This window comes from Trichormus sp. NMC-1, from assembly GCF_001858025.1.
Taxonomy (GTDB): Bacteria; Cyanobacteriota; Cyanobacteriia; order Cyanobacteriales; family Nostocaceae; genus Anabaena.
In genome coordinates, this window is sequence record NZ_LZQD01000002.1 from 720,289 (window position 1) to 745,284 (window position 24,996).

The 24,996-nt window shown below is 38.3% G+C and carries 22 protein-coding genes and 3 pseudogenes; 8 read left to right on the top strand and 17 right to left on the bottom strand.

Annotated elements, in window-relative coordinates; genetic code table 11:
- Positions 1 to 42: 42 nt before the first annotated feature.
- Together nrdJ and A9Y75_RS09870 are read right to left on the bottom strand one after the other, a co-directional pair.
- Positions 43 to 3,462 (bottom strand): ribonucleoside-triphosphate reductase, adenosylcobalamin-dependent, encoded by a 3,420-nt coding sequence (nrdJ, locus tag A9Y75_RS09865; protein ID WP_071189384.1) that lies wholly within the window; start codon positions 3,460 to 3,462, stop codon positions 43 to 45.
- Between the two features lie 297 nt (positions 3,463 to 3,759).
- Positions 3,760 to 4,020, bottom strand: a complete 261-nt coding sequence (locus A9Y75_RS09870; RefSeq protein ID WP_071189386.1) for a hypothetical protein — start codon at positions 4,018 to 4,020, stop codon at positions 3,760 to 3,762.
- 658 nt (positions 4,021 to 4,678) lie between these two features.
- Here A9Y75_RS09870 and A9Y75_RS09875 point away from each other — a divergent pair.
- On the top strand, positions 4,679 to 5,539 hold the full coding sequence (locus A9Y75_RS09875) for an Rpn family recombination-promoting nuclease/putative transposase (RefSeq protein ID WP_071189387.1): 861 nt from the start codon (positions 4,679 to 4,681) through the stop codon (positions 5,537 to 5,539).
- A 141-nt stretch (positions 5,540 to 5,680) separates the two neighbouring features.
- Positions 5,681 to 6,262, top strand: coding sequence for an Npun_F5749 family FMN-dependent PPOX-type flavoprotein (locus A9Y75_RS09880; protein ID WP_071189389.1), 582 nt, complete (start codon positions 5,681 to 5,683; stop codon positions 6,260 to 6,262).
- Between the two features lie 36 nt (positions 6,263 to 6,298).
- Here A9Y75_RS09880 and cysE read toward each other — a convergent pair whose 3' ends face one another.
- From cysE to A9Y75_RS09895, 3 genes are all read right to left on the bottom strand, one after another.
- Positions 6,299 to 7,051, bottom strand: coding sequence for a serine O-acetyltransferase (gene cysE / locus A9Y75_RS09885; protein WP_071189390.1), 753 nt, complete (start codon positions 7,049 to 7,051; stop codon positions 6,299 to 6,301).
- A gap of 136 nt (positions 7,052 to 7,187) precedes the next feature.
- Positions 7,188 to 7,691 (bottom strand): hypothetical protein, encoded by a 504-nt coding sequence (locus A9Y75_RS09890; protein ID WP_071189392.1) that lies wholly within the window; start codon positions 7,689 to 7,691, stop codon positions 7,188 to 7,190.
- A gap of 207 nt (positions 7,692 to 7,898) precedes the next feature.
- Positions 7,899 to 9,590 carry a DUF3352 domain-containing protein gene (locus tag A9Y75_RS09895; RefSeq protein WP_071189393.1) on the bottom strand — a complete coding sequence of 564 codons (1,692 nt, stop codon included), beginning with the start codon at positions 9,588 to 9,590 and terminating at the stop codon, positions 7,899 to 7,901.
- Positions 9,591 to 9,799: 209 nt separating this feature from the next.
- Here A9Y75_RS09895 and A9Y75_RS09900 point away from each other — a divergent pair, with 209 nt between their 5' ends.
- The 3 genes from A9Y75_RS09900 (at position 9,800) to A9Y75_RS09910 (ending at position 12,730) form a co-directional block, all read left to right on the top strand.
- Complete coding sequence (locus A9Y75_RS09900) at positions 9,800 to 10,147, top strand: rhodanese-like domain-containing protein (protein WP_071189394.1); 348 nt, start codon at positions 9,800 to 9,802, stop codon at positions 10,145 to 10,147.
- A gap of 780 nt (positions 10,148 to 10,927) precedes the next feature.
- The gene (gene hrcA, locus A9Y75_RS09905; RefSeq protein ID WP_071189395.1) at positions 10,928 to 12,067 is read left to right on the top strand and encodes a heat-inducible transcriptional repressor HrcA; all 1,140 of its coding nucleotides are present in this window, start codon (positions 10,928 to 10,930) and stop codon (positions 12,065 to 12,067) included.
- A 12-nt stretch (positions 12,068 to 12,079) separates the two neighbouring features.
- Positions 12,080 to 12,730 (top strand): DUF2834 domain-containing protein, encoded by a 651-nt coding sequence (locus tag A9Y75_RS09910; protein WP_071189397.1) that lies wholly within the window; start codon positions 12,080 to 12,082, stop codon positions 12,728 to 12,730.
- 317 nt (positions 12,731 to 13,047) lie between these two features.
- Here the strand turns inward: A9Y75_RS09910 and crtW are convergent, their stop codons facing one another.
- The 9 genes from crtW to A9Y75_RS09960 all read right to left on the bottom strand — a co-directional run bounded on the left by crtW (position 13,048) and on the right by A9Y75_RS09960 (position 20,775).
- A complete protein-coding gene (gene crtW, locus A9Y75_RS09915; RefSeq protein WP_071189398.1) occupies positions 13,048 to 13,791 on the bottom strand; it encodes a beta-carotene ketolase CrtW in 744 nt (247 codons plus the stop codon).
- A gap of 484 nt (positions 13,792 to 14,275) precedes the next feature.
- Positions 14,276 to 14,722 (bottom strand): SRPBCC family protein, encoded by a 447-nt coding sequence (locus tag A9Y75_RS09925; RefSeq protein ID WP_071189401.1) that lies wholly within the window; start codon positions 14,720 to 14,722, stop codon positions 14,276 to 14,278.
- 19 nt (positions 14,723 to 14,741) lie between these two features.
- Positions 14,742 to 14,930: a CPXCG motif-containing cysteine-rich protein gene (locus tag A9Y75_RS09930; protein ID WP_016948965.1), complete on the bottom strand. Its 189-nt coding sequence runs from the start codon at positions 14,928 to 14,930 to the stop codon at positions 14,742 to 14,744.
- 67 nt (positions 14,931 to 14,997) lie between these two features.
- Positions 14,998 to 16,644, bottom strand: a complete 1,647-nt coding sequence (locus A9Y75_RS09935) for a radical SAM protein (protein WP_071189667.1) — start codon at positions 16,642 to 16,644, stop codon at positions 14,998 to 15,000.
- A 142-nt stretch (positions 16,645 to 16,786) separates the two neighbouring features.
- Positions 16,787 to 17,041, bottom strand: a complete 255-nt coding sequence (locus A9Y75_RS09940) for a SemiSWEET transporter (RefSeq protein WP_071189403.1) — start codon at positions 17,039 to 17,041, stop codon at positions 16,787 to 16,789.
- Positions 17,042 to 17,198: 157 nt separating this feature from the next.
- Positions 17,199 to 19,073: a hypothetical protein gene (locus A9Y75_RS09945; RefSeq protein WP_071189405.1), complete on the bottom strand. Its 1,875-nt coding sequence runs from the start codon at positions 19,071 to 19,073 to the stop codon at positions 17,199 to 17,201.
- Between the two features lie 102 nt (positions 19,074 to 19,175).
- Positions 19,176 to 20,264, bottom strand: coding sequence for a chorismate synthase (aroC, locus tag A9Y75_RS09950; protein ID WP_071189406.1), 1,089 nt, complete (start codon positions 20,262 to 20,264; stop codon positions 19,176 to 19,178).
- A 74-nt stretch (positions 20,265 to 20,338) separates the two neighbouring features.
- Complete coding sequence (locus A9Y75_RS09955; RefSeq protein ID WP_071189407.1) at positions 20,339 to 20,560, bottom strand: type II toxin-antitoxin system HicA family toxin; 222 nt, start codon at positions 20,558 to 20,560, stop codon at positions 20,339 to 20,341.
- Entirely contained in the window at positions 20,557 to 20,775 is a 219-nt protein-coding gene (locus tag A9Y75_RS09960) for a type II toxin-antitoxin system HicB family antitoxin (RefSeq protein WP_071189408.1), read from the bottom strand. Before A9Y75_RS09960 ends, A9Y75_RS09955 begins: the two co-directional genes overlap by 4 nt.
- Before the next feature lie 207 nt (positions 20,776 to 20,982).
- On the opposite strand from A9Y75_RS09960, the gene A9Y75_RS09965 reads away from it, so the two are divergent.
- The gene (locus A9Y75_RS09965; RefSeq protein ID WP_071189409.1) at positions 20,983 to 22,095 is read left to right on the top strand and encodes a hypothetical protein; all 1,113 of its coding nucleotides are present in this window, start codon (positions 20,983 to 20,985) and stop codon (positions 22,093 to 22,095) included.
- A 78-nt stretch (positions 22,096 to 22,173) separates the two neighbouring features.
- Here the strand turns inward: A9Y75_RS09965 and A9Y75_RS09970 are convergent, their stop codons facing one another.
- Positions 22,174 to 22,509, bottom strand: a complete 336-nt coding sequence (locus A9Y75_RS09970) for a hypothetical protein (RefSeq protein ID WP_071189410.1) — start codon at positions 22,507 to 22,509, stop codon at positions 22,174 to 22,176.
- A gap of 143 nt (positions 22,510 to 22,652) precedes the next feature.
- On the opposite strand from A9Y75_RS09970, the gene A9Y75_RS09975 reads away from it, so the two are divergent.
- The gene (locus A9Y75_RS09975; RefSeq protein WP_071189411.1) at positions 22,653 to 22,994 is read left to right on the top strand and encodes a hypothetical protein; all 342 of its coding nucleotides are present in this window, start codon (positions 22,653 to 22,655) and stop codon (positions 22,992 to 22,994) included.
- Positions 22,995 to 23,124: 130 nt separating this feature from the next.
- Here A9Y75_RS09975 and A9Y75_RS09980 read toward each other — a convergent pair.
- Positions 23,125 to 23,547: pseudogene (locus A9Y75_RS09980) on the bottom strand (photosystem II q(b) protein); the annotation flags it as partial.
- Positions 23,548 to 23,749: 202 nt separating this feature from the next.
- Here A9Y75_RS09980 and A9Y75_RS26375 point away from each other — a divergent pair.
- Positions 23,750 to 24,211, top strand: a pseudogene (locus tag A9Y75_RS26375) (GTPase HflX); the annotation flags it as partial.
- Positions 24,212 to 24,220: 9 nt separating this feature from the next.
- Here A9Y75_RS26375 and A9Y75_RS27485 read toward each other — a convergent pair.
- Positions 24,221 to 24,367 (bottom strand): annotated as a pseudogene (locus A9Y75_RS27485) (photosystem II q(b) protein); the annotation flags it as partial.
- Positions 24,368 to 24,996: the final 629 nt, after the last annotated feature.

Consider the following 24,996-nt stretch of genomic DNA (forward strand, 5'->3'; position numbering starts at 1 on the left):
GGGAAGAACTTTTCCTCATCCCCAATACCCCATTCCCAATCCTTATGAGGTTGGTGCTTGATCTGGAAACATACATTTGTCAGAGTCGCAACCACTGGGGCCTGCTTCTGATAATTCCCCTAAATCGTAACGACTTAAGGCTCCACAGAAATCATCTGTTGTACGTCTTGCTTTCACTTCCGCTGACAAGCGTTCATAAGTGGCTTTGTCTATTGGTTCAAAAGGTAGACGTGGGAATGATTGCAAATCGTCAAACCGCGCTAACAATGCCGCAGAAATATATCCTTCATCGTTTTGAATGGCTTCATAGATGCGTGTTCCTAAAGGCTCAACTTCCTCAGAACGGAGTTCCAGGGTAGCTGAGGTGTTATGGGTGACGTAATGACTCTGGACTTGCATGACAAAATCTAATTGAGCTAAGACGGAGAACTTAGACACATCAATCACATCTGCACCGGGTAAATCTGCCCAAGATACGGCAACAGGAATTTCTACCAACCATTCTGTACAACGAGGATCAAAAGGATCGTTGAGTAAGTTGCCGTTTTCGTCTTTGTCAGATTGGGACGGGATGACGTTGTAACCATAATCTATACAAGCTAGGGCTACGGGGTCATTTTTACGGAAGGTGATCCGACGAATAAATCTTTGGGCTTTGGGGGGATGCCAACCGGAACTAGCACCGGTTAAGAGGGATTTAGTCCCTGATGGCTGCACTGTAGTACAACGGTTGGGGCGTTTGATCTGATGGCGATCGCAATATTCCCACACAACTTTATGAACGACATCTTTCCAGAAGTTGAGATATTTTTGCTCACCACGTTTGAAAACCAGTCCTTCGGTGGTTTCTGGTCTTCCTGCTTCCCACCAGCGTAACCAATCTGTCCCAAAAGCATGGACAAAGAAATCAAATAAACCGGTAAAGGAAACACCGACAATGGGATCTAATTCCCGACTGTATTGATAACGGGGTTCAAGGAACTGGTGATTTAACAATGCGGCTACTGACAAAGCACCTGCTGTAAATGCTTCTTCTTGTTCTTTGTAGTTGTCGGGATCAAGTTGGTTTAAGTGTACCTCAGACAAATTACAGTGAAAATTGCTACCAGTAATTTCCCCACAATTATGTGCAACAAACCCATTAGCATCAAAGCGAGATACACCAGGTACAGTGCAATCATAAACAGACTCTTCACCATCAAAGGTAATAGATTCAATCCTGACATCGAACCGTTCTTTATAGAGATTGCGCTTATACCCTGATAACAAAGAGTCTAACAACTCAGCTTTTTTAGGTTCTTGGAAACCAACTATTTGTTGAAATATTTGAATGTTATCTTTAGCAATAACTAATTCATGTTGAGTCTTACAAAAATACTCAGTCAAAACTTTCTTGCTATTAGGTAACATTCTCAGACCTTCTGGTCTACGATTCTTGTAGATTTTACTAGCAATACCTAATCGTAAAAGCATCCTTTGTATAGCTTCTAAATTAGGTAAATCACTTTGCGCTAAATGAACGCTAATTCCCTTGTCATGCTTATCTTGTACACTTCCATCAGCGTCAAAAATACCTCTGAGAAAACCACAATAAAAATCGTAGCTTGCTTGCTCAATCTCGGAAGTAACTTTTTTATGTTTATGTGCTAAACCAAAAGCACTAGCCAGTTTTGCGAGGCTCGCAGAACTAACTTGAAAATATTTGTTTGTTTGGTGGTAAACACCTCTCAAATCCTGAGAATATTGAAGTGGTTTTGGTAAATTATTCACTAATGAAAGAGCAAATTCTTTCATCTCAGTTTGAGTTTCTCCCCAGTAGCGTAGTGATGCCTGATAGCTATAGTTAGCACCATTTACTGAGAAACAACCATCACCTAATAAGCTACCGAGTAACCAACCTTCCGCGTGTGTACCTAAACCATCCCAAGGATTTATATTCTTATGGTCATGAATTAGTATTCGATCACCAGGGTTTAAGTCTTTGACTTCACACCATTCTGAGTATTGCTTACGTTGAGTTTGTGCGGTGACTTTTAAAACTTGATGATTCTCGGTAAGTCTTAAAGCGTAACCTTCTTTGGTTTGTAACTTGACTACAGGTTTCACTCCTGTGAAGAAAAAACCATCAGATGTAGTGCTAAAAAGTTCACCGTTTACATAAACAGCTAATTGTTTGCCAATTAAATCTTTAACTTGCCTTGCACCGTGTTCTGTATGTATCCAAGTATCTGAGGTTATACACGGATTTAAACCAAACCTACCTGCTCTATGTTCTAGCTCATCAGCATCAATTTCAGGATGGTATTTTTTTATCCATTGCTCGGCTTTTCCTTGCTCGTAAGCTTGCAAAAAGTCTTTTTTGAGTTCCGGTGTATTTAGTAAATCAGCATTAGCTCTAGCGACAGCTTCACCAGCCCATTGAATTGCCCCTTCACCGCTGTAATATTGTTTACGTACAGCGGCAATGGATTCTTCTAAGGTTGGCTTGCGGTGAAATACTCTAGTATGGTTAGCCATTCTCAGAGAATCGCGTTCTGGATCTATGCGCCAGTTGCCTTCTGTGTCCTGTTGCCATAAGTTATCTTTGGCAGTTGCGCCTTGTTCATCTTCGGAAACGAACTGACGCATACCCGCGCTTCTACGGATATTGCCAGCAACGATTGTGACAGCAGCTTCATCAATTAACAAACAGCATTCAACTGAATTTAATTGTCTACCTAAAGCCTTATTGAGAATAGAGGCGCAACGCTGATACAATCCTGGTAACTTCACAGGGTTAGCCATTCCGCCAAAGCCTTTGAGGGTTTCCCCAGATTGGCGCACGTCGCTAATATCAACAATTACTTCCACTTCACCTGTAAAGCGTTCATCGCTGGATAGTTCTAAGAGGGTTTGATAGGATTTTACCCAACCTTCCCGACTGTCTCCAACGTGGATAGTAGCGGTGTTAGCTTCTATATGGGTTTGTGTAAATTCATGACGCTGTTCTTGAGGAGTGCTGCCAATTTCACCTATGATGGTAATATTTAGGCGATTACGGATAGGAGGCAGTTGATTAATATATTGTGGTTCAATGATAGCTCCTGTACCACAGCCCATCATGGCCAAGTCCATCATCAAACCGAAGGCTTTCCAGTCTACCAAGTTGGTAGAAGTGCAGTTATAAGCCCCGGAGAAGTTTTTGGGTTTAGTTAACCAGTCTGTGCCACCAACCCACATCCAGCGACCACTGGGGAGGGATTTCATGTTGCGCTGCATTTTGTCTAAAAGGGCAGCTTCTTCGGGGGTGAGTTTGCCTAATTCGACTAAGCCTTTAAGAGTGCGATCGCACACCTGATCATAACTTTCTCTTAAACCTGCCTCTGTACGACGGCTGTAGGTTCTAAAAAACACAGGATTGGCTGCTGGAGCAGATTCTGGAAACGTTGCACCCTGACGTTGACGTTCAAGTTCTCGAACCATAATAAGGTCTTGTTGCTGACTAACAAATTAAGACTATAACGCCAAGTAGTTAGAGGATGGAAGATTGATAAATTTCCCACTTTGCGCTATGTCTTATTTAGTATTAATTGTAACTATATTTTAGTTTCAGTACAAAACCCTGACTATGAGCCAGGGTTGTAAATTCTCGAAGTTTTATCTATTCAGTTTTCCTGAAATAGGCTATCTGTGTCATACTGTTCTTTGGTTTAATTCCTTCCCTAGCAAGAAGCTGGGGATTTTTTTAGGTTTGATTGCGCTGATGTAAATCTGATTATTTCAGTCATCAGACCAATTACAATTTGCATCTCCATCAGATGAATATCTACTTGGTAAATACTGGAACTCAATAATTTGATCTTTGAGTTCACTATTTTCCCACTTCAGTTGATAATTTTCATCCTTCAGTTGTTGAATCTGCTCATATAGCTTGCGGAGTTTTGTTTTTAGTGTCTGAATCTGGTTCTTGTATTTCAACTCCCTTTCTCTAAATATCTTAAGTAAGTATTCCAGAGGTTGTGGTTCAAATGGTTGGAGCATAGATTCTGTCCTATTAATGGAAATGTATTTGTGGGTAAGTCTGTCTAACTAAACCACGTAAAGTGCGATTCCTACGGAGCGCTTCGCTATCGCAAACTGCACACTAGTAGTTTGTCAAATTTATTTTGACGGGTTGCGAAAATTTTCCAAGTTCGACTAAAAAGCGTAATGTGCGATCGCCTTTTGTCCCACCAGTTCAACAAATGTAAGTTCTAAAAAACACAGGATTCTCTGCTGGTGCGGTTTTAGATAAAGATGCACTCTGGCGTTTACGTTCCAGTTCTTGAACCATAATAAGGTCTTGTTGCTGACTAACAAATTAAGACTATAACGCCAAGTAGTTAGAGGATGGAAGATTGATAAATTTCCCACTTTGCGCTATGTCTTAGTTTGTATAAATTATAACTATATTTTAGTTTCAGTACAAAACCCTGGCTGTGTGCCAGGGTTGTAAAGTCTCGAATTTTTATCGTTCAGTTTTTCTGAAATAGCTTATATGTGTAATCTAGAAATTCCCATTCAAGTGAGGTACAAGAATTCATAATTAAACGCAGATAAAATATTTTGTATAATGATATAATATGCAACAGTTTTATATTTAATTGTTACCAAAACGGAATCCTGCCTTCGTTAACAAAACAAATCGGGAATTTAATTAATGCGTAGAGACTCTATTTTTTATAAACTCTTCCAACAATATCCATCTGTCTTATTTCAATTATTGGAAAATCCACCCCAAAATGCAGAATTATATAAATTTGATTCTGTAGCAGTGAAAGAACCGAAATTTGAAATTGATGGAGTGTTTTTACCTCCAGAAAGTGAAACCAAGGGGACAGTTTATTTTAGCGAGGTGCAGTTTCAGAAAGATGAACAACTGTATGAGCGATTATTTGCTGAATCTCACTTATATTTCTACCGTAACCGTAATAGATTTAGTGACTGGCAAGCGGTTATAATATATCCATCTCGGAATATAGAACAAAGTGATATTTCTCCTCACCGTTCTTTGCTTAACGGCGATCAAGTGCATAGAATATATTTAGATGAGTTGGGAGATATTCAACAATTACCTATATGGGTAGGATTAATGGTACTGACGACTTTAAAGGAAAGTCAAGCACCAGCAGCAGCCAAGTATTTATTAACAAAAAGTAATCAAGAATCATCATCAAATGAGATGATTTTAGAAATGATTACTACAATCATGATGTACAGGTTTGAAAATCTGACTTTGCGGGAGGTTCAAGTCATGTTAGGAATTTCATTAGAAAGAAGTCGCGCTTATCAAGAAATTAAACAAGAAGGAAGACAAGAAGGAAGACAAGAAGGACTCAAAGAGAGTGCTTTAAATTTAGTTATGCGACAGTTAACTAGACGTTTGGGAGAGTTTCCAGAGGAAACAAAAAATACTATTTCTGGTTTATCTTTAACTAATTTAGAAAATCTTGGGGAAGCGTTGTTAGATTTTACCAGTTTACAAGATTTACAAAGTTGGTTAAGTCAAGTGCAAGATTAATTTATTACTGATCAAAACCCCGACTTTTCAATATGATTCAATATTGATAAAAGTCGGGGATCTTAAAAATAGTAGATTTTAAATTCTAATTATAGAACAAACAAATCAAAATAAAATTACAAAAAATTGACAGTAAAAATAATGTCTTTAGCACCTTGGAGAAGTCTCATCACTCGCGCTTTACACAAAAACCGCAGTCTGGTTTATTCCCGTTATGTACAACTTGCAACGGTGCGAGAAAATGGTTTACCTGCAAACCGCACTGTAGTATTTCGTGGTTTTCTTGAAGATACAAACCAGCTAAAATTTATAACCGATATCCGTAGCGAAAAAGCTGAACAAATAGCAAAACAACCAGCAGCAGAAATTTGTTGGTATTTCCCAAACACCAGAGAACAATTTCGTATTGCTGGAGAATTAATTTTAATTACGGCTAATTCTCATCCACATTTACAAGCAGCGAGGATAAAAATGTGGCAAGAATTAAGTGATGCAGCACGTTTACAATTTGCTTGGCCTGATCCGGGTGAGATGAGAGTAAAAACACCAGAAGCTTTTACACCACCAGCACCAGATCCTATTCAACCAGTAGAAAATTTTTGTTTATTATTACTTGAACCTACAGAAGTAGACCATTTAGAATTGCGGGGTGAACCACAAAATAGATCAGTTTATCACCGCAATGAAAACCAGAAATGGTTAACTGAAGCAATAAACCCGTAATTTAAATTTTTTGTTAATTCTTTGATATTTGGTTTTCTATATTCCTGCACCATCAAAAAATTCCTGAATCTTTTTATCTCTACGATTACAGAAGTTGTGTTCTTTTGGTAATTCATCTTCTTGAATGAATTTACCTACCAAAATCGGATTTTTTGCGTGATTTTGGAGAGATTGAATTTGTTCTTCTAGTGCTTCAATACGGTCAACTAAGGTGCGAATTACTTGAGCTTCTGAATCTGGTAAATTGTTGTGTTCTAGAGGTGAAACCCGAACTCCAGCACGGTAGATAATGCGACCAGGTACACCTACAACTGTGCAACTAGAAGGAACGTCCCTCAACACCACAGAACCAGCACCAATGCGGACATTATCACCAATTGCGATATTTCCTAAAACTTTTGCACCAGCACCAACGACGACATTTTCGCCTAAGGTGGGGTGGCGTTTGCCGCTTTCTTTACCTGTTCCCCCCAGGGTGACACCTTGATAAATCAGCGCGTAGTTGCCGATAATGGCTGTTTCCCCAATTACTACTCCCATTCCGTGGTCAATAAATACTCCTTGACCAATTACAGCCCCTGGGTGAATTTCAATGCCGGTTAAAAACCGAGCTATGTGAGAAATGAGCCGGGGGAAAAATGGAAGACCAATACTACGCAACCAGTGAGCAAAGCGGTGGAACATGAGGGCTTGTAAACCTGGATAGCAAAACAAGACCTCCAACCAATTCCGGGCAGCTGGGTCACGTTCAAAGATGATGCGAAAATCGGCACGTAGTATAGAGAGCATCGAGATAGTACCCTTGGACAGCATTGAGAGCTACTTTCCCATTTTATCGTTACTTGGTAATTGGGATTAGGGATTGGGGATTGGGAAAAATTAATTGCCTCTTGCCTCTTACCTCTTGCCTATTCCTTTGTGACTGTCACTTGTCATCTATTCCCTTTTGTTCAACTCTTAAAGTGTAGTTACGTTTGACACCGGGATTAAATGTACCTACCCAAATGCGATAAGTGCCTCTTGTCCATTGCTTATCAATCACACTTGCATCTTTACTTTTACCTGTGTCATCTCCACAACGGATTGTGCCATCGTCTGGGCCTTTAATGAACAAAGTCGTATCACCACCGCTGTTGACTAATATTTTCAAGCTGTCAAAGTCTTTTTCTAAAATGAGGATGTGGTCAGGATTTGGATCTGCAAAACCGATACAAGCTTTTTTATCGCGATCGCGGTTGCTCATTGCAGATAAGGAATAAGAACCACCTGTATAGCCAGTTCCCGTTCCTTGTGCTGGTTGAAAACCTGGTGATAGCTTGAGAGTTCCAAAATTTGCTGTTTGGGCTGCTGCCGGTATCGCCATCATAGCGGTCATCGTAGCCAACAACCAGCCACCTCGAAATTGAAGCCAGAAACGAAAATCTTTCATCTTTTTCTGGGGAATACCCCATCCTCAGCGTAGCAAGACTGTATAGAAGTTGCCAGATCGATTAGTACAGACAGTTAATAAAACTCAGATACCAAGAGACTTTCCACCCTTTTAAAAAGTTCCCTGCTCCCTGCTATATGTACTACATTTTATCAGAATTGGCGTAATACCTCTTCCTCAGCGTTCGCGCAGGGTCATGAATAGAAATTAAGAACGATGAAACTGGAAGAATACACCGCCTTTTAGAGTTCCTGGCTCACGGCTATAACTACTAACTGTAAGCGATCGCAGATTGTCAAACAGTGGTTTGCCTAAAACTTCCACCAATTTCAGCAAGGGTAGTTGACGTTCGAGAAATTTTTGGCTCTTTTTCCAGTCAACATAGATGTAGCCTTGGTTAAGTTGGGGAATAGGGGCGATCACATCTTGAAAATTGGGATTGTCAATTAAGGATTTTTCCTTGCTACTCAAGACTTCATCCATCGTCTTTAAGTCAGAGGTAAAAATCTCATAATTACCCTGGGTTGTATGCACCCCCTGAATTTTGGCGGCGACGCTGAGGGCTGATTTATCCTCAGTATTAGCTGTTAACTCTGTCCAAGCGGAGACTGTTTGCTGATTGAGAGTTAGGGAACTGACATTTAAGCCTTTGCTACTGGCAATTTTATCTAAACGGGCTATACCTGCTACTAACTGCGGTGTTTTTTCTACCACAAACACCCAATTGGGAGTTGTATTTCCTTGATTGGTTACAGGTGTGTTATTTTCAGTCAGCGTAGCGATCGCATATTCTCCTACTACCCAACTAAAAATATCCTCTCTAAAATTCAAACCCCAATCGTTCTGCACATCTACCAAAGGTTGTATCCAGCGAGAAATAGCCTCTGCTGATGAACCGTATATTGTCGCTGTTCCTTGTCTCCAGAGTTTTGCTAAATCACTGTCAGCTAAATTACTCAAATTCGCCCCAGAAATTGCCAAACCTGCTGATGCTGGAATATACTTCAATGCTCCCACAGGTTGAGATAGTGATGCAGACACAGGCGTAACGTCTGTAGATGTTAAAGTAGATGTTAAAAACGTGCTTTCCGCCAGCAATCCTTGGGGATTTAATACCAAAGACAGAATTTGACTATTATAGGTAGATTCCGCCAGTTCAAACCCTTGCCACTTTGCAACTTCGGACAGATTTAGGAAAGCTACAGCTACAGCATCTTTAGCTAATTCTTGAGTAGCTTTTTCATATTGCGGAGAACTGGTTAAATTCAAATCCGGTGCTTGGACATTATTAATAGCTTCTCGCACCACTTTGGCATCATTAGCAAACAAAACAAAATTATCAACAACCGCACCAGCTAAAGCAGTTGGGATTTTGGCGGGTGCTAATGTTTCTGGGGTGTCATAAAGTAACTTCACACCTTTGTATTGTTCAACAGCTAAATTAGCCCCAGCTAAAGACCGTTTGGAAAACAACAACTCGATAAACTCGCGGCTTTGGGCTGGGTTCTCTGTTGCTAACGCCATCAGATACCCTGTTTGTAGTCCGTTTTCTGGATCGCGGTCTATATCTTGGCTAGTTACAGCCAATGTAATTTCATTTCCCAGCCAGGGTTTGATATCTTCTTGATAATTTATGCTAGTTTTAGCCAATAAATTGGTTTTGATCTGGGAAATTTCCCCTTTTTGCTCCAATCCCTGCAACCCATCAGGATTTATCAGCAATGACACCATCACAGGTGACAGTTTTGATACAAAGATAGCAGCGCCAGGTTGAGAGCCATAAGTCACTAGGCCAACCGGACTTTTGGCAAAAAACCAGTAAAAGCCAGCAATACTAAACAGTAGCAGGGCGATCGCACCAGCTACTAGAAACCTAAAAAATGAGCTTTGGCTGTTCACATTAGACCTAGTAAATGCTCCGTTTTTGATTTTAGGCTAGAAGCGCAACTTCTATGCATTGAAAAACAGGATTTTTCTGATTTTTTCTGCGAACATAAATACAGCAGGAGTCAGGAGTAAAACTGGCTTGGTGTCTAAGTTTCAATTTTGATTCTGTACCTCATTGATCTGCAATCTGCTGTAATATGAGGATTGTTTAGAAAAACTACATGACAGGTCAATCTTTTATCCAAATTAGCGTAGAGGAACTAGCACAACGTCTGGCTGCTGGTGATTCTGGACTACAGTTGGTGGATGTCCGAGAACCTCAAGAAGTGGAAATAGCCAGCATTGAGGGTTTTGTTAACCTTCCTCTGAGCGAATTTGCTGAATGGAACGAAGAGGTTTCTACTCGCTTTGATTCGGAAGCGGAAACTCTTGTGCTGTGTCATCATGGTATTCGTTCTGCTCAAATGTGCCAATGGTTAGTGGCGCAAGGATTCACAAATGTTAAAAATATTGGTGGTGGTATTGCTGCCTACTCTATATTAGTTGATCCTTCAGTTCCACAATATTAGGGAAAAGATGGAGAGATTTCCCAAAAATAAATTACCCAAAAATTGTAGCGATAGCGTCACCCATCATTATTCCTTCTATCTAGAATGTGTTAAAGACTACCATCCTCACACAACCTAGAAATGGGAGATTTTTATTTGCAAGTCCCGGAGAGGATGTTTGAAAGGTTATAAACTTTACCAAAAAACCTCTCTCTTTTTAGGAAAAACGCTTTAAAATGCCCATAACCTTGTAGGAAGGGGGGTTAAGTATCTAGGTTTTATCGAACAGAATTCAGAAGTCAGGAGTCAGAATACATTCTGAATTCTGTGCGAGTGGCGGATGAATAACCGGGTTTAAGACCCGCACCAAATCGTAGATTTGGTAATCTTTAATCAGTCGCAGGTCTGAATACTCGACTGATTGATTCTGACTACTGACTCCTGACTACTGACTCCTTCTCCAATGGTTTCATAAAATACTTTGAAAACATCCTCTGAGGATTTATACAGCTATGAAGGCGACAAAATGCAAAGATTATATTTGTAACTTAAAATACTGCTTTTGTTAATGTACTGTGAGAATATACAGGAAAAGATGAGATGATACTCTCAAAATAGAGATTGTAGCAATCAGCAAACTAGTTTAGTAAATACGCTTAAGTAGAGTTTTGCTTTAAATTATCATTACATAACCATATAATTTGCTATCTTAAATTAATTAATACTTAATATTTTTTAGTGGTAAAAGCCACAAATTTTTTCAACCTTTGATTAAAATTTGCCTTCAGTAAAACATCTCCTATGCAAGTTCAGCTAACCAATCGACAACAGCATATACTTTGTGCAATTATACGTCACTATATCGCTACCGCAGAACCTGTTGGTTCAAAAGCTTTAATTGAGGAGTTTGACCTGGGTGTTAGCTCCGCTACCATTCGCAATGTCATGGGAGTTTTAGAAAAATCTGGGTTAGTTTATCAACCGCACACTTCTGCTGGGAGAATACCTTCTGATTCTGGTTATCGCATTTATGTTGACCAACTGATTACACCGTCTCTGCAAGATGCTACACGTAGTTTACTTCACCGAGCGCGTAGTGTTCCCCAAGAAAGGGGTACGGAAGCTGTAGGTAAAGAGGTGGAAGCCGCATTACAACAACTTCGACCTTGGGAAGATTGGGGTTTGGAAGCGCTATTACAAGGAGCAGCCCAAATTTTGGCAACTTTGAGTGGCTGTATTACTTTGATTACTATGCCCCAAACTAATACAGCACAGTTACGACATTTGCAATTAGTGCAAATTGAATCGGGTAAGATTATGCTGATTGTGGTGACTGATAGTTATGAAACACATTCCAAGGTGATGGATTTATTCACAGCTTCATCAGAAACCAAACCAGAGCCAGAGGTAATTGATCATGAGTTGCAGATTGTATCTAATTTTCTGAATAGCCACTTAAGAGGCCGCAGTCTGTTGGAATTAGCTAATCTGGACTGGAGTGAATTGGATCAAGAATTTCAACGCTATGGCGAATTCTTGAAAAATTCATTGGTAGAATTAACTCGTCGGACTTTTGCACCAGCTGCTACACAAATTATGGTGCGGGGTGTAGGAGAGGTTTTGCGTCAACCGGAATTTTCCCAAGTACAGCAAGTACAAACGATTATCCATCTGCTGGAAGAAGAACAAGAACAGCTATGGCGGCTAATTTGTGAGGAACCAGAAACAGAGGATTTGGGTAAGTCAAGGGTGACAGTTCGTATTGGTGCAGAAAATCCATTAGAACCGATTCGCACTTGTACTTTGATTTCTTCTCCCTATCGTCGGGGTTCTGTACCAGTGGGAAGTGTGGGAGTTTTGGGACCAACTCGGTTAGACTATGAAAGTGCGATCGCTGTTGTAGCCGCAGCCGCAGATTACCTCTCAGAAGCTTTTAGTTAAATTACTTAAATCATGTTCAGAAAAATTGCTTTTGGTTTGTTATGGCTAGGATTTATTTCCTACGCCTTTTTATTTGCTCCTCCTGACAATTTCCCAGAAAGTTTAGAGTTAATTAAAAATCTTTCTACTGGTCAATGGCAAGGCATTAACCCTTTAGTTATCGCCTTATTTAATATCATGGGTGTATGGCCTTTAATCTACAGCGCCGTTTTATTTATTGATGGTAGAGGGCAAAAAATCCGCGCTTGGCCATTTGCTACTGCTTCCTTTGCTGTTGGTGCATTTGCTCTTTTACCGTATTTAGCTTTAAGAGCATCAAATCAAGAGTTTGTAGGTAAAAAAAATCTATTTATCAAACTTTTAGATTCACGGATAAATGGAATTTTATTAACTTTAGGCGCAGGGCTTTTAGTTGCCTATGCTTTACAAGGAGACTGGGAAAACTTTGTTCAGCAATGGCAAACTAGCCGTTTTATTCATGTCATGAGTTTAGATTTTTGTATGTTAAGTCTATTATTTCCCGCTTTATTAGGAGATGATATGACGCGACGAGGTTGGAAGCACAATCAATTATTTTGGTTATTTGCTATGATTCCCCTATTCGGTCCTTTAATATATTTGTGTGTGCGTCCACCTTTACCAGAAAATTCATCCACAAACTAAGTAGCTTGGCGCAATTAAATATAAAACCTCTCCCCTACCCCTCTCCTGAAAGGAGAGGGAACATATGGACTCCCCCTTTCAGGGGGGGGACTTGGGGGGTGGAGAGAGAAAAGGAATAACTCTTAATACTGGAGAGGCTTTGACTCCCACTTCCCTGGTAGGGAAGGGGGCTGGGGGGTTAGGTCTATCTTATATTTTTTAACGCCCACAAACTAAAGTTTGGCAATACACAAGAGAAGCCAGCTTTTGTAGACTTTATGGTTGTGCCGCACCCTAGAATATGTCGGCACAAACCTATATTTATAAAAACTAGCAAATTATTTGTATTGCTTATAAATGTCAGGTAGCTGCCACCAAGCTGCATGGGGATATTGATGATGTTCTTCGTGATAACCAAAATGATAGCAAGTTATAAAAGACCACCAAATAGGACGATTAATAGTTTGGGCGCGATGAGGTTCATTATAACCATCAATTGGTTCTGTATGAGGTAAGAAAGTGCCAAAATAAAATAATTGTAATGAACTTAAAAGCGAAGGAATTACCCAAAAATAAGTGAGATTATTACGAGGTATATGAAGAGTGTAAACTATAATATTATAGATAACCATTAAAGTGATAATTTGCAACCAATTCCAGTAACGCATCATGAAATAAAAATACCAAGCTAAGAAATTTTTGTGTTTACCATCATGAAAATCGGGATCTATTTCACTAGCTGGGTTATGGTGGTGTAACCAATGCTTTTTTAAAAGTTTTTGATATGGTAAAAGACCATAAAGAAATAGGCATAACGAACCCATAAAATGGTTAATTTTAGGATTTTGTGGAAACACTATTCCATGCATAGCATCATGGGCTGTAATAAATAATCCTGTGTATAAAAATGTTTGCCAAAGGATGATAGGAGATAACATTAAAAAATTGACATTGGAGATATCAATACACATTAAAAAAATCAGGCTAATAGCCCAAACGCTAATAATCGCAATAGCAATAAACATCCCTTGGGCTGGGTTTAATTTGTTTGGAAACCTAAGTAGTTGTTTGACGTGAATCATGCTTTTACACCCGGTTGAATTTCAGTAATAATCCCTAAAATATACTCACAGCAGAATAGTCCAATCACTGTCCATAAAAGCCTACAAATGATTAGTGTTTTCGCAGGGGCTAATGTTAATCATCTAAAATATGTAGAAGTATTAAGACACTTTAAGTATTATTGCACAATACAGCCAGACCAAAAATTGTTTTCTGTGAGGAAGTTAGATTATATATGTGAAATTACTAAGAGGTTTAGTAATATTAAAATTAATAATATTAAGGCTCTATGCTGGATGAATAGAGTTATATGATTGGTATACTGCAAACGGCTCATTGTTTAACCAAATATGGAACCCCTCTCCAAACAGAGGCTTAAGACTTGGCTTTTGTATTATGAAAAAGTAAGGTTCCTAGCCGTTTTGAGTATAACTAAGAGTATTTTCAAAAGGTTTACTGAGCCAATGCCTAGAAAATATCAGTATAAATTTTTATTTTAGATTATTATGATTCGCATTCCCGCTTAGTCACATAATGACGATAACGAAACATCGCTTCTAACTGAACTTGTACTAACCAACCACTGACAAATTCCACACCATCGCCACCAGGCATAGAAAAAGCGATATTATCAGTTAATCTAGTGTTGCCATGTTCTAGCTCAAATTCATGGCGATGTACCCAAGACTCAAAAGGACCGGATATCTGTTCATCGGTAAACAGTTTATATTGTTCATATTCAGTATGACGCGCTAACCAAGTCAAAGGTAACAGGCCAAGAAACAAGCGAAATTCTGTAATTGCACCTTCATTTAGTCCCCCCTCACGACGAATTACTTGGATTGGTTGCCAAGGTGGGGTGAGTAGTTGTAAAATGTCTGGTCTTTCATGTAATTTCCAAACTACTTCTACTGGTGCGTTAATAATTGAGGAATGTTTAAATTGCAACATAGAAATAACAACCTAAAATTTAGCCTTCGTATTCACTATCAATTTCAATATCTAGGGTATCTTCATCAATCCTGACATACAAAATATTAGGACGACAGCAAACTTGACAATCTTCTATGTAACTTTGTTGCATTCCTGCACTAAAATCAATAAAAGTTAAATTTGGTTCCCCACAATAAGCACAATAAAATTCAGATGTGTTTTGCATCTCTAGAGATTATCCTTAATTTCATAACTCTGCGTACCTCTGCGTTTTCCTCATTGTCCCTCTGCGTTTATAAATTTACAATTTCTAATTGCTGAGAGGATGAACGAAAATGACTGGTAGCTTCACTCAAATGCTTTATTAGTGTAGACTGAGGTAACGGCCCTTGCAAGTGATTCCAAGGTAAAACTTGCTCAGTTGACCAATTAGCGTAAACATAGAAATCTAAATCGGGAATTTGTCCTTTAAGTTGCTTAAAAGCGCGTTTATAGCTTCCCAAAGAATCACCAAAGTCACGAGTTAACTCTAGCAGATAAGAGAGTCTGCGATCGCCCCTCGATAACAAAGCCTGTATAATTGACCAATTATAGCTTTCTGGGCGAAAATCTATCCCTTGGGGTTTTAGTTTTTTTTGTAAAAATTGTAACCGCTTCTCGGCTTGTTTATTTACCCCAAACCATTGAAAAGGTGTGTGAGACTTGGGTACAAATGTGCTACATCCCAGTGTTAACCGCAAACCAGGAGCAGCTTTTTTGACATTTTGCATCATCGCTACAGTTTCTTCTAAATCTTCCGCTTCTTCCCCAGGAATTCCCGCCATTCCGTATAACTTCAAACTTGATAAACCACCAGCTTTTGCATTTATAGCTGCTTGAATAATTTCATCGTTATATAACTTTTTATTGATGATTTGGCGTAATTTGTCCGAACCACTTTCTATAGCAATGGTAAGCGATCGCGTGTCTCGTTTTGCTAAAGTTTGAGCTAGTTTAACCGTTACCGTATTCGTTCTGACTGACGCAACACTCAAACGAACATCATCATATTTTGGCTGACTAATATAATCTAATAACTCTGTAAATTCAGGATGTTGAGTAACTGAAGCACCCAATAAACCCAAGCGATTTGTAACTTTTAAACCGCGTTCAATAGCAGGAATCAAAGAAGCTTCTAAACTCGCAGTTCTAAAAGGTAAAGTTAAATAACTCGCTAAACAAAAGCGGCACATTTCGGGACAACTCCGCACCACTTCTACCATAAAAATATTTTCCCATGCTGCTTTTTCTGTCACTACAGTAGAAGCAGAGAGAGTATTTCCTCGGTAAGTTTGCTTTTGGACAACTTCGGGAATTTCAGATGCAATGGGATTAATAGATTTTATTTCTCCATCTTTTGTTTTATATTCTACATAATATAAACTAGGAATATAAATTCCTGGAACTTGTGCTAATCTTTTTAATTGAGTTTCTCTATCAGCATTTCTAACTTCTTTATAAACATCAATAAAATTTCCCAGCAGATTTTCTCCGTCTCCCAATAAAATTACATCAAAAAACTCAGCAAAAGGTTCTGGGTTCGCTGTGAGAACTGGTCCACCACCAAAAACTAAGGGATGTTGTTTATTACGAAAACTAGCCCGAAGGGGAATTCCTAAAGATTCCAAAAGATTGAAAATATTCACATAATCTAATTCCCAAGACATAGAAAAACCTAAGATTTCTGGCTGTCTAGGAAGTTGTTCTTGAGTATCAGTAAATAAGCGACTTACCTGCAAATCATCACGCATAGCCAAAGTCGCCCAAACTACCTGATAGCCAAGGCTAGTTATCCCCACAGTGTACTCATTAGGAAAAGCGAAAATCAGCGGGATAGCATCATTATGGGGGTTTGCTGGGGTGAATAGAAGGCGTTCAGAGTCAAATACAGATGATGTCACAAGTTTATCTAATGCGTTATATATATCTAATTGTAAACCAGATAATAATAAATTTGCAGGTTGGTTTGAGTAACGACACTGACACATTATTAGATTCTGTAAGGGTTCAGCAATACTGACCCCCTACCGATACGAGATAATTTTACTTATATTTAATTTTCAGCCAGAGAATAATAAAATTAAAAAATAATGTTATACCATTAGCCAAGATAATCGGTAATGCACCGAGAATTATTCCATAGATTAACCATAGAAATAAACCAGACATAAAAGTAATCAGCATAACGAAAGAAACATCTTTTGCTGATTTTGTCTTCCATGTTTGAAACATCTGGGGTAAGAAAGCGATAGTTGTTAATAAACCGGCTGCGAATCCTAAAAGCGTGACGAAATCCATGTTTAATCTTTTTATAAAAGAGTATATTATTACATATTAATATAATACAGTCTATTCTCAAAATAAGGGTGGGCATCTTGCCCACCCCACAAGATAGGATAATTTATTTTTTGGTATTCCCTTATTAAACAAGTCGGGAATATATCATCCGCAGATTTTATTTTTTATCCTTCTGCTTTTTCAGATAATCTTTAGCCCAAGCATAACGGTGTGAATCTTTTTTCAAGAGATACTTTGCTGCTTCACGTCGTTTATCATCATTCTTTTCATTCTTGATTACCCGCTTAATTTCAGAATCTATATCTTCAATATCAGCCCCACGCTGAACGGCTTTTTCAAACCAATCATTACCTTCCTCATAGTCGTATCTATCATAACAGATAGCACCCATTAATGTGTAAGGTTGATGACTATCAGGCTGATACTCCATAGCTTTTATTGCACAACTTTCTGCATCGTCTAATTTATCAATATCTCTAAAGGCTGCACCTCTAGTGACTGAAATAGCTGATTTGAGATTATTTTCTTTGATTTTACCTAAATCTAAATTAGTAAGTTTTAAAGCCTGTTCAGGTTCATTGGCTTTGCGCCAATAACTACTTGCTGTGGGGATATGCCATTTGTGTCCGGTGCGTTTAATTTCTTGTTCTAAAAACTCAGCTTCTAACTTATAATATGCAACAGTAATTTTTCCATCACGAGATAAAAGCTTTTCTTCTATAAGCTGAACAACTAACACAGGATCTAGCCGTTCTTTTTTCTCTAATTTGACCATAATCGTATATAATGGTTCTAGAGGAAGTGAAGGATCTATCAATCCATACTTTCTTTTTAGTGCTACAAAGTGCTTATTTTTAGCAAAATTGATAACATCTTCACGTCCATTATTTTGCAACCATTCAATTTCCAAATCATTTAAAAACTGCCCTAATTCTGCTTTGTGTTTTAAACTAGCAGTATACTTTTCATTAGCAATGGCTAAAGTATCTGTTAATTGATATTTTTGCAAAAATTCTAACTCATCCTTACTTAAATTATTCTCTGATTCAAGTTTTTTGAGAATAATATACAAATCACTATCAGCTGATAAGTCTGCATACTTTTCTGCTTTGTATTTTCCTTTTAGTTCAATAAATTCTCTTTTAAATTCAAGCTCTTTAGCAATCTTAATTGTTTGTTTTAGCCCTCTATTTTTCAACCAATCTTCATCAAAATAAGCTAACTTTTTATTTTCCTCCAATTTTTGCAATATTTCATGTAATCTACTAGCGACAGAGGCCTCGAAGTATTTATTAGCTTTATATTTCTCTTTTAGTTGAGTAAATTTCGCTTGTTTTGCTAACTCTTCTTGTCTTTCTAACTCTTTTTGTTTTTCTAACTCTTTTTGCCTCTTTAAATCTTCTTCTTTCTTCAACTCTTGTTGTTCAAAAATCTCTATAGTTTCAAATAATTCATTTTCTAGTAACCATTCATATTCCGAATCATCCAAACGTTGAGACTTGTCTAATTTTTGGAGAATTGGATAGAGTAGCTTATCAGGAGATGCGTCTTGATATTTAGTAGCTTGATACTTCTGTTTTAGAAGGGAAAAATTTCTTATCTCTTGAGCAATTTCAACTATTGCAGATAAATTATTATCTCGAAGTAATTGAATTTCATAATTACCTAAATTACCTTCTTGATCAAGTTTCCAAAGTATAGGATATAAAAAACTATCTAATGATGATTCACAAGATTTAGTAATTTGATACTTAGCTTTCAACTGAAAAAATTCATCTTCCAGTTTTTTGAGTTCACCCTTTCTAAATTTCTGTATCCAAATGATTTCAATTGTTTGTGTTAGTTGATTTTCTTCTAACCAATTTAACTCTAACTCACTAAGTTCTAATTCTAAATCTACTTTACGCAAAATCAGATATAGAAGACTAGAAGGTGATGAATTTTGATATTGAGTTGCTTGGTATTTAGATTTTAAAGAAATAAAGTGTTTAACGCGATTTTGGTTGTCTTGATCTGTATTGATGGTAGTCATAGGAACTATTGATGCAGTTAGGCTTGATTAAGTATGACTACATCAATCAAAAGGGGCATTCCAGAAAAACACCCCAGCAAAATTGTCTAAAATTCCAACTTCCTACAACACCTTACACTGCCCATGATGCCTTAAAAGATGGTCACATAAAACCAAAGCCACCATCGCATCAACCATCGGTACAGCGCGGGGTAAAACACAAGGATCGTGCCTTCCCTTTCCTGCCAAAAGCGTTTCTTCACCTTCCTTAGTTACGGTTTTTTGTTCTTTTCTAATAGTTGCAGTTGGTTTAAATGCAACTCGGATAATGATATTTTCGCCGTTAGAAATTCCCCCTTGAATGCCTCCAGAACGATTAGTTACTGTTCTAATTTCCCCATTTTCATCAATATAAAATTCGTCGTTATGTTCAAAACCTGTTAACAAAGTTCCGTCAAAACCTGAACCGATTTCAAAACCTTTACTTGCAGGAAGGGACATCACCGCTTTTGCTAAATCTGCTTCCAATTTATCAAAAACCGGCTCACCTAAACCCTTGGGAACATTCCGCACCACACATTCAACCACACCACCGATGGAATTACCATCTCTACCAGTTTGTTCAATTAATGAAATCATGGTGTTAGCAATTTCGCTATCTGGACAACGGACAATATTGCTTTCTACATCTTCTAATGTGACGGTATTAGTATCAACAACGCCTTCTAAATCTTTGATGCGCTTCACATAGGCGATAACTTCTACATTTGCAACTTGACGAAGAATCTTTTTAGCGATCGCACCAGCTGCTACTCTTCCTATTGTCTCACGGGCTGACGACCTACCGCCACCTTGCCAATTTCTAAACCCATACTTAGCATCATAGGTAGCATCTGCGTGAGAAGGACGATATTTTTGCGCCATCTCATCATAATCTTCAGGACGGGTATTTTTATTTCTGACTAAGATAGCGATCGGTGTTCCCAGAGTTTTACCTTCAAAGACTCCTGATAATATCTCACAGGTGTCCGCTTCCTTGCGAGGAGTCGTGATTTTACTTTGTCCTGGCCGTCTTCTGTCTAGTTCAAATTGAATTTCTTCCGGGGAAATTTCCAGTTGTGGGGGACAACCATCAATAATAACGCCCACACCGCCGCCGTGAGATTCGCCAAATGTCGTAATTCGGAAAAGATGACCAAAAGTGCTGCCCATGATGTTGAGGAAATACAGTCTGGAATCTGTATTTTACATGGAGTTGCACCAGAGATCATGCCTTTATTGCTGTGTCACAATAATTCAATAAATTCATCTACACTTAAACCCGCTTGTCGAATAATTCCTCGCAAAGTACCTCTATCTAATTCTTTGTGATCTGGTACGGATATTGTGGTTCTAGGTTCTTCACGAACTATTATAATGTGACTTCCTCTTTGTCTATCTACAAAAAAGCCGATTTTTTCTAGTGCTTTCACACACTCTAAACCTGAGATAATAGGTAATTTACTCACACCAGCACTACCTCAACCGTATCTTCTGGAATAGGTTCATTTCTGTCTTGCAAAACTTCAATGTAGAGAGATATTGCTTCTTCAATATTAGCTAAAGCCTCCTCACGAGTTTTACCCTGACTTATACAACCGGGTAAACTTGGGACTTCGACAACAAAATACCCATCTTCACCATGAGATAATAGCACTTTTCTTTGAGATTTCATTGTTACCATAGTTCAATCAGTGTCTCCATGAAATAACAAACCTAGTTAAAAAATATTTTATTCAGGTAAATTATTTATATCATATAACTTTATTTGCTAGTTTGCCTGATGTATTTTAGATTGAGTTGGGTGTTTGAAACGCTATGTTGATTATGATAATTACAAACTGTGATGTAAAATGTTTGCAATATAAAGAAACTTCCAACAATATACATTATGACGCAATTTACAGTATTCTACTCCTGGCAATCTGATTTACCCAAAGAAACTAACCAAGGAATAATTCAAGGAGCTATCAGAATAGCGAGTAATAAACTGGAACATGAGTTTAAAGAAACTGATTTACATATTATTATAGATGAAGCGACACGTGGTTTACCTGGAAGCCCTCATATACCATCCGCTATTTTTGATAAAATTGCATCTGCTGATGCCTTTATTTGTGACATAACGACAATTAATAAAGAAGTTAGAGAAAGGGAAGTTATAGAAGCTATAAAAAATCTGCAAGCTACAGAAGGTAGAAAAAAGCCACAAGAATTAAGAACTGTTCCTAACCCAAATGTAATGATTGAACTAGGATATGCAATTGCACATCTTGGTTGGGACAGAATAATTATGTTGTTTAATACCTCCTATGGTGATTTAAAAGATGCACCTTTTGATATAGTAGTAAATCGCATTACTGACTATAATTTAAGTCCTAAACCAGAAGATGTTACCGAAAAGCAGTTGCAAGGAAATCAAAAACAACTGAGCGAAAAAATTCATGAAGCCTTAAAACTAATCATTGAAAAATCGCCAAAGAAACCAAGATACAAAGATGAACTTACACCGGAAGAAACGAAGCGTAACCATGATATTTCTACTATCAAAACTATTCTGGAAACAATTCATATAACGAGTCTCAAGAACCATATCAACGAAGCTCCCTACAAAATTGATGGTAAAATATTCTTTTTTCGGGATATTTTCCATGAAAAAATTTATTATAATAGCTACGAGCTTTATCTTTATGATGAAAAGCTTAAAGACTTAGTAACCAAAATTCATGCTCTATGGGATAAAACTCTTTCATACGATCAACATTACCAACTTTCAGTTAGACATGACTTCTATATTTTTAGCAGTCATGACTATATGCCATTCACTAGCAAACAGCAAGAAGATTGGGATGATATTAAAGAGGCTTTAAGACAGCTTGAATTAGTATTTGATGAATTTCTGACTTATATTCAGGAAAATTATTTAGAAATTGATATTAAAGAAACAACCTCTACAGCATGGCGTGAATATATTGATTTCATGAAGGAAAATGGAATTGAATAAAATTCGTAGTAGGTTGGGTTGACTTTAGGCAAACCAACATTACAGTTATTTTCTATATAACATGGTGTTTGTGAAAACTTAAATTTTTGAAATTTTACTCAAATAACCATAAAGTTCTAAACGCTTTTCATAATTCTCTGGCTGATTCAACAAATCATCACCAGCCTTTAAAGTATCTAAAGCAAATTGATAATTTCCCTGTTCACAATGATGATAAAAAGCATCAATATAATCTGTTAAATCATCTTCCCAAGCCCAATTTTCCAGCCAATCACCTTCTATATCATCAACATAAAGATGAATATAATCTGAGCCATAATTTTGCTTATCTAACTGCAACTGTTGGGACGCTTCCAGATAGTTCCAATTTACCTCAGAACTGGACGGATTATCAATATTTACATCTTGAATCATAAAATTACCATCCTGTAAATCCTTAAATCCTGGACATCCTGATTCAGACAAAAAAAATAAGTATCTTGTACTGTTGTAACAATATTTATACTATAAGTATAGTAAGTGCTAAATTAAAACAAAACTTTTGCACTAAGGTAATCATGGGCTTTTTACTGAGAATATTCGGCTTTGGTTTGCTGATATTAGGCATCTACTTGGTTGGACAAAACATCATTTTCACAACCAACGTTTATCCTTACTGGTGGAGAGGAATAGCCGCAGATACTTCTGTACTTGCACTAACAATAGGAGTGATGATATTAATATTCTTCCCCAGAGGTACGAAAGAGCTAGGCTGGATACCCGTAGTTCTGGGAATTATCCTTGTATTTATGAGCAGTCGAGCCATCCTCAATCCTACGAGCCTATGGCAATTTTTTCTATCATTAATTCTCATGTCAGGAGGCTATAAAATGTTCATCACCGGACGCTTACCTGTGTAAAAAAATATGCACAAAAAATAAAATCCTGTTCATCCTCAAATCCTGCAAATCCTGATTCAGACAGTGAATTAAAAACAAAAAAAACGCCCCCCGTTAGGAGAGCGTTTTTTATTTAACTAAGCTAGAAATATTAACCGTTGATTGCAGGAGCGCTCATTGCAACAGGAGCAACATCACCAGCAGCTAAGTCTAGGGGGAAGTTGTGAGCGTTACGCTCGTGCATTACTTCCATACCGAGGTTAGCGCGGTTGATTACGTCAGCCCATGTACCAATTACACGACCTTGAGAATCAATGATGGATTGGTTGAAGTTGAAACCGTTCAAGTTGAACGCCATTGTGCTTACACCTAAAGCGGTGAACCAGATTCCAACTACTGGCCATGCAGCCAAGAAGAAGTGAAGTGAACGGCTGTTGTTGAAGGAAGCGTATTGGAAAATCAAGCGACCGAAGTAACCGTGTGCTGCAACGATGTTGTAGGTTTCTTCTTCTTGACCGAACTTGTAACCGTAGTTTTGTGATTCGGTTTCGGTTGTTTCACGAACCAAGGATGCGATCGCATTAGCATTAGTTAGCTTTTTTGTATCGGTTAGGCAAAAAACTTGCAGGTGTACTCATCGCTGTTAAATACATGATTTTTACAAAACGCAAAAGCATCTGCCAACAGATAGACCTGACAACTCACTCTCTGTTGTAAAATAGACAATAGAGCAATAGAACGATTAGGGGGGGCCAGTTCACTGGTCATAAACGTCTATAGAGACCATCTTCGGTAATCTCCAAGGTTTAAAGTCCAGCCAGCTGAAACAACTACAGCGGCTGTACCACCAGCGCATATCGGGCAATCTCATCACAACATCGGAGTTCGCCCAGCGTCTGGCCGCCATTAGTACGGAACTAAATCAGCCTGTATGTGCCTACCTCAACCGTCGCGGACAAGTGATTCGGGTGGGGGTAGGCAGTCCACGTCAAACTCAAATTCCACCTCTAGAACTACCCCGTTACGGTGCAGAACGTCTGAGTGGGATTCGTTGTATAGCTACCCATCTCAAGCCAGAACCACCAAATGAAGCGGCATTAACCGCCATGGCACTACAACGCTTAGATGCTTTGGTAGTATTAAACATTACTGGATCGGGATTTACCCGACGAGGCGGTGGTGCGACAGGTTACGTCAAAGAAGCTTATTTGGCACATTTAGTAGCCAATAATAGCAAACAGTTAGTTGATGAAGCAGGTGGTAGCAGCTAACAGGGTAGGGATCATTAGAACGCCGAACCAACCGATGTAGATACGGTTTTCGGTGCTGGTGATCCACTCGCAAAAGCGATCCCATACGTTAGCGCTTTGGCGCTGTTGAATGGCTGTGGTCATGTGTTTATAATTGCGTTTGAGTTATGTATGTTTTGGTAGGTGTTTCTACCTCATGAATTTATATTAGGACTTTTATTGAGATTTGTAAAGTATTTTTCTTAATATTTTTTAATAAATTTGAAAAATAGAATGATAAAGCAGACACAGTAAGGGTTTTAGGCGTTAATGTTTTGTAACAATTTCTCTAATAATTTTCTTGTAGGGTGGGTATAGCCCTTGCATGGCTACGCTAAAGCCCAGAAAGTAAGCCACCTGCCACATCAAACACTTGAAGTGAAAGCCATTGCTACGTTAGCTTTTGGCATAACACTCCCCACGAAAAATCCGTTACTTATATATATGGCTTGCTTAATAAAGCTAAAACTTAGATATATCAAGAGTTTGAAGGTTAAAAAGGTGAATCAGGTGCAAGGAATAAGCGTTGAAACTGTTCATTTACCTATCATTTGACCAGATTCAAGACTCTTCTTCTAATTCTTCGTCCGCTCACTGAGCGTAGTCGTTCACGTAGTGTCTCCGACAGGAGAAGAGAAGTGCTGACTCCTGTACGGGCGTATTGCAATACGCCCCTACTGACTCCTAGCCCTAACCAAAAGAGTTTTATGCCTAACGGCTCCCGTAAGGGATAC

What these genes read in the sequence shown, in the direction of transcription:
- hrcA (WP_071189395.1), top strand. Translation starts at nt 10,928, where the DNA reads ATGCAAGTTCAGCTAACCAATCGACAACAGCATATACTTTGTGCAATT.
- A9Y75_RS09890 (WP_071189392.1), bottom strand. Translation starts at nt 7,691, where the DNA reads ATGAAAGATTTTCGTTTCTGGCTTCAATTTCGAGGTGGCTGGTTGTTG.
- A9Y75_RS09900 (WP_071189394.1), top strand. Translation starts at nt 9,800, where the DNA reads ATGACAGGTCAATCTTTTATCCAAATTAGCGTAGAGGAACTAGCACAA.
- A9Y75_RS09880 (WP_071189389.1), top strand. Translation starts at nt 5,681, where the DNA reads ATGTCTTTAGCACCTTGGAGAAGTCTCATCACTCGCGCTTTACACAAA.
- cysE (WP_071189390.1), bottom strand. Translation starts at nt 7,051, where the DNA reads ATGCTCTCTATACTACGTGCCGATTTTCGCATCATCTTTGAACGTGAC.
- A9Y75_RS09965 (WP_071189409.1), top strand. Translation starts at nt 20,983, where the DNA reads ATGACGCAATTTACAGTATTCTACTCCTGGCAATCTGATTTACCCAAA.
- A9Y75_RS09940 (WP_071189403.1), bottom strand. Translation starts at nt 17,041, where the DNA reads ATGGATTTCGTCACGCTTTTAGGATTCGCAGCCGGTTTATTAACAACT.
- A9Y75_RS09960 (WP_071189408.1), bottom strand. Translation starts at nt 20,775, where the DNA reads ATGGTAACAATGAAATCTCAAAGAAAAGTGCTATTATCTCATGGTGAA.
- A9Y75_RS09945 (WP_071189405.1), bottom strand. Translation starts at nt 19,073, where the DNA reads ATGACTACCATCAATACAGATCAAGACAACCAAAATCGCGTTAAACAC.
- nrdJ (WP_071189384.1), bottom strand. Translation starts at nt 3,462, where the DNA reads ATGGTTCGAGAACTTGAACGTCAACGTCAGGGTGCAACGTTTCCAGAA.
- A9Y75_RS09925 (WP_071189401.1), bottom strand. Translation starts at nt 14,722, where the DNA reads ATGTTGCAATTTAAACATTCCTCAATTATTAACGCACCAGTAGAAGTA.
- A9Y75_RS09975 (WP_071189411.1), top strand. Translation starts at nt 22,653, where the DNA reads ATGGGCTTTTTACTGAGAATATTCGGCTTTGGTTTGCTGATATTAGGC.
- A9Y75_RS09970 (WP_071189410.1), bottom strand. Translation starts at nt 22,509, where the DNA reads ATGATTCAAGATGTAAATATTGATAATCCGTCCAGTTCTGAGGTAAAT.
- A9Y75_RS09875 (WP_071189387.1), top strand. Translation starts at nt 4,679, where the DNA reads ATGCGTAGAGACTCTATTTTTTATAAACTCTTCCAACAATATCCATCT.
- A9Y75_RS09930 (WP_016948965.1), bottom strand. Translation starts at nt 14,930, where the DNA reads ATGCAAAACACATCTGAATTTTATTGTGCTTATTGTGGGGAACCAAAT.
- crtW (WP_071189398.1), bottom strand. Translation starts at nt 13,791, where the DNA reads ATGATTCACGTCAAACAACTACTTAGGTTTCCAAACAAATTAAACCCA.
- aroC (WP_071189406.1), bottom strand. Translation starts at nt 20,264, where the DNA reads ATGGGCAGCACTTTTGGTCATCTTTTCCGAATTACGACATTTGGCGAA.
- A9Y75_RS09910 (WP_071189397.1), top strand. Translation starts at nt 12,080, where the DNA reads ATGTTCAGAAAAATTGCTTTTGGTTTGTTATGGCTAGGATTTATTTCC.
- A9Y75_RS09870 (WP_071189386.1), bottom strand. Translation starts at nt 4,020, where the DNA reads ATGCTCCAACCATTTGAACCACAACCTCTGGAATACTTACTTAAGATA.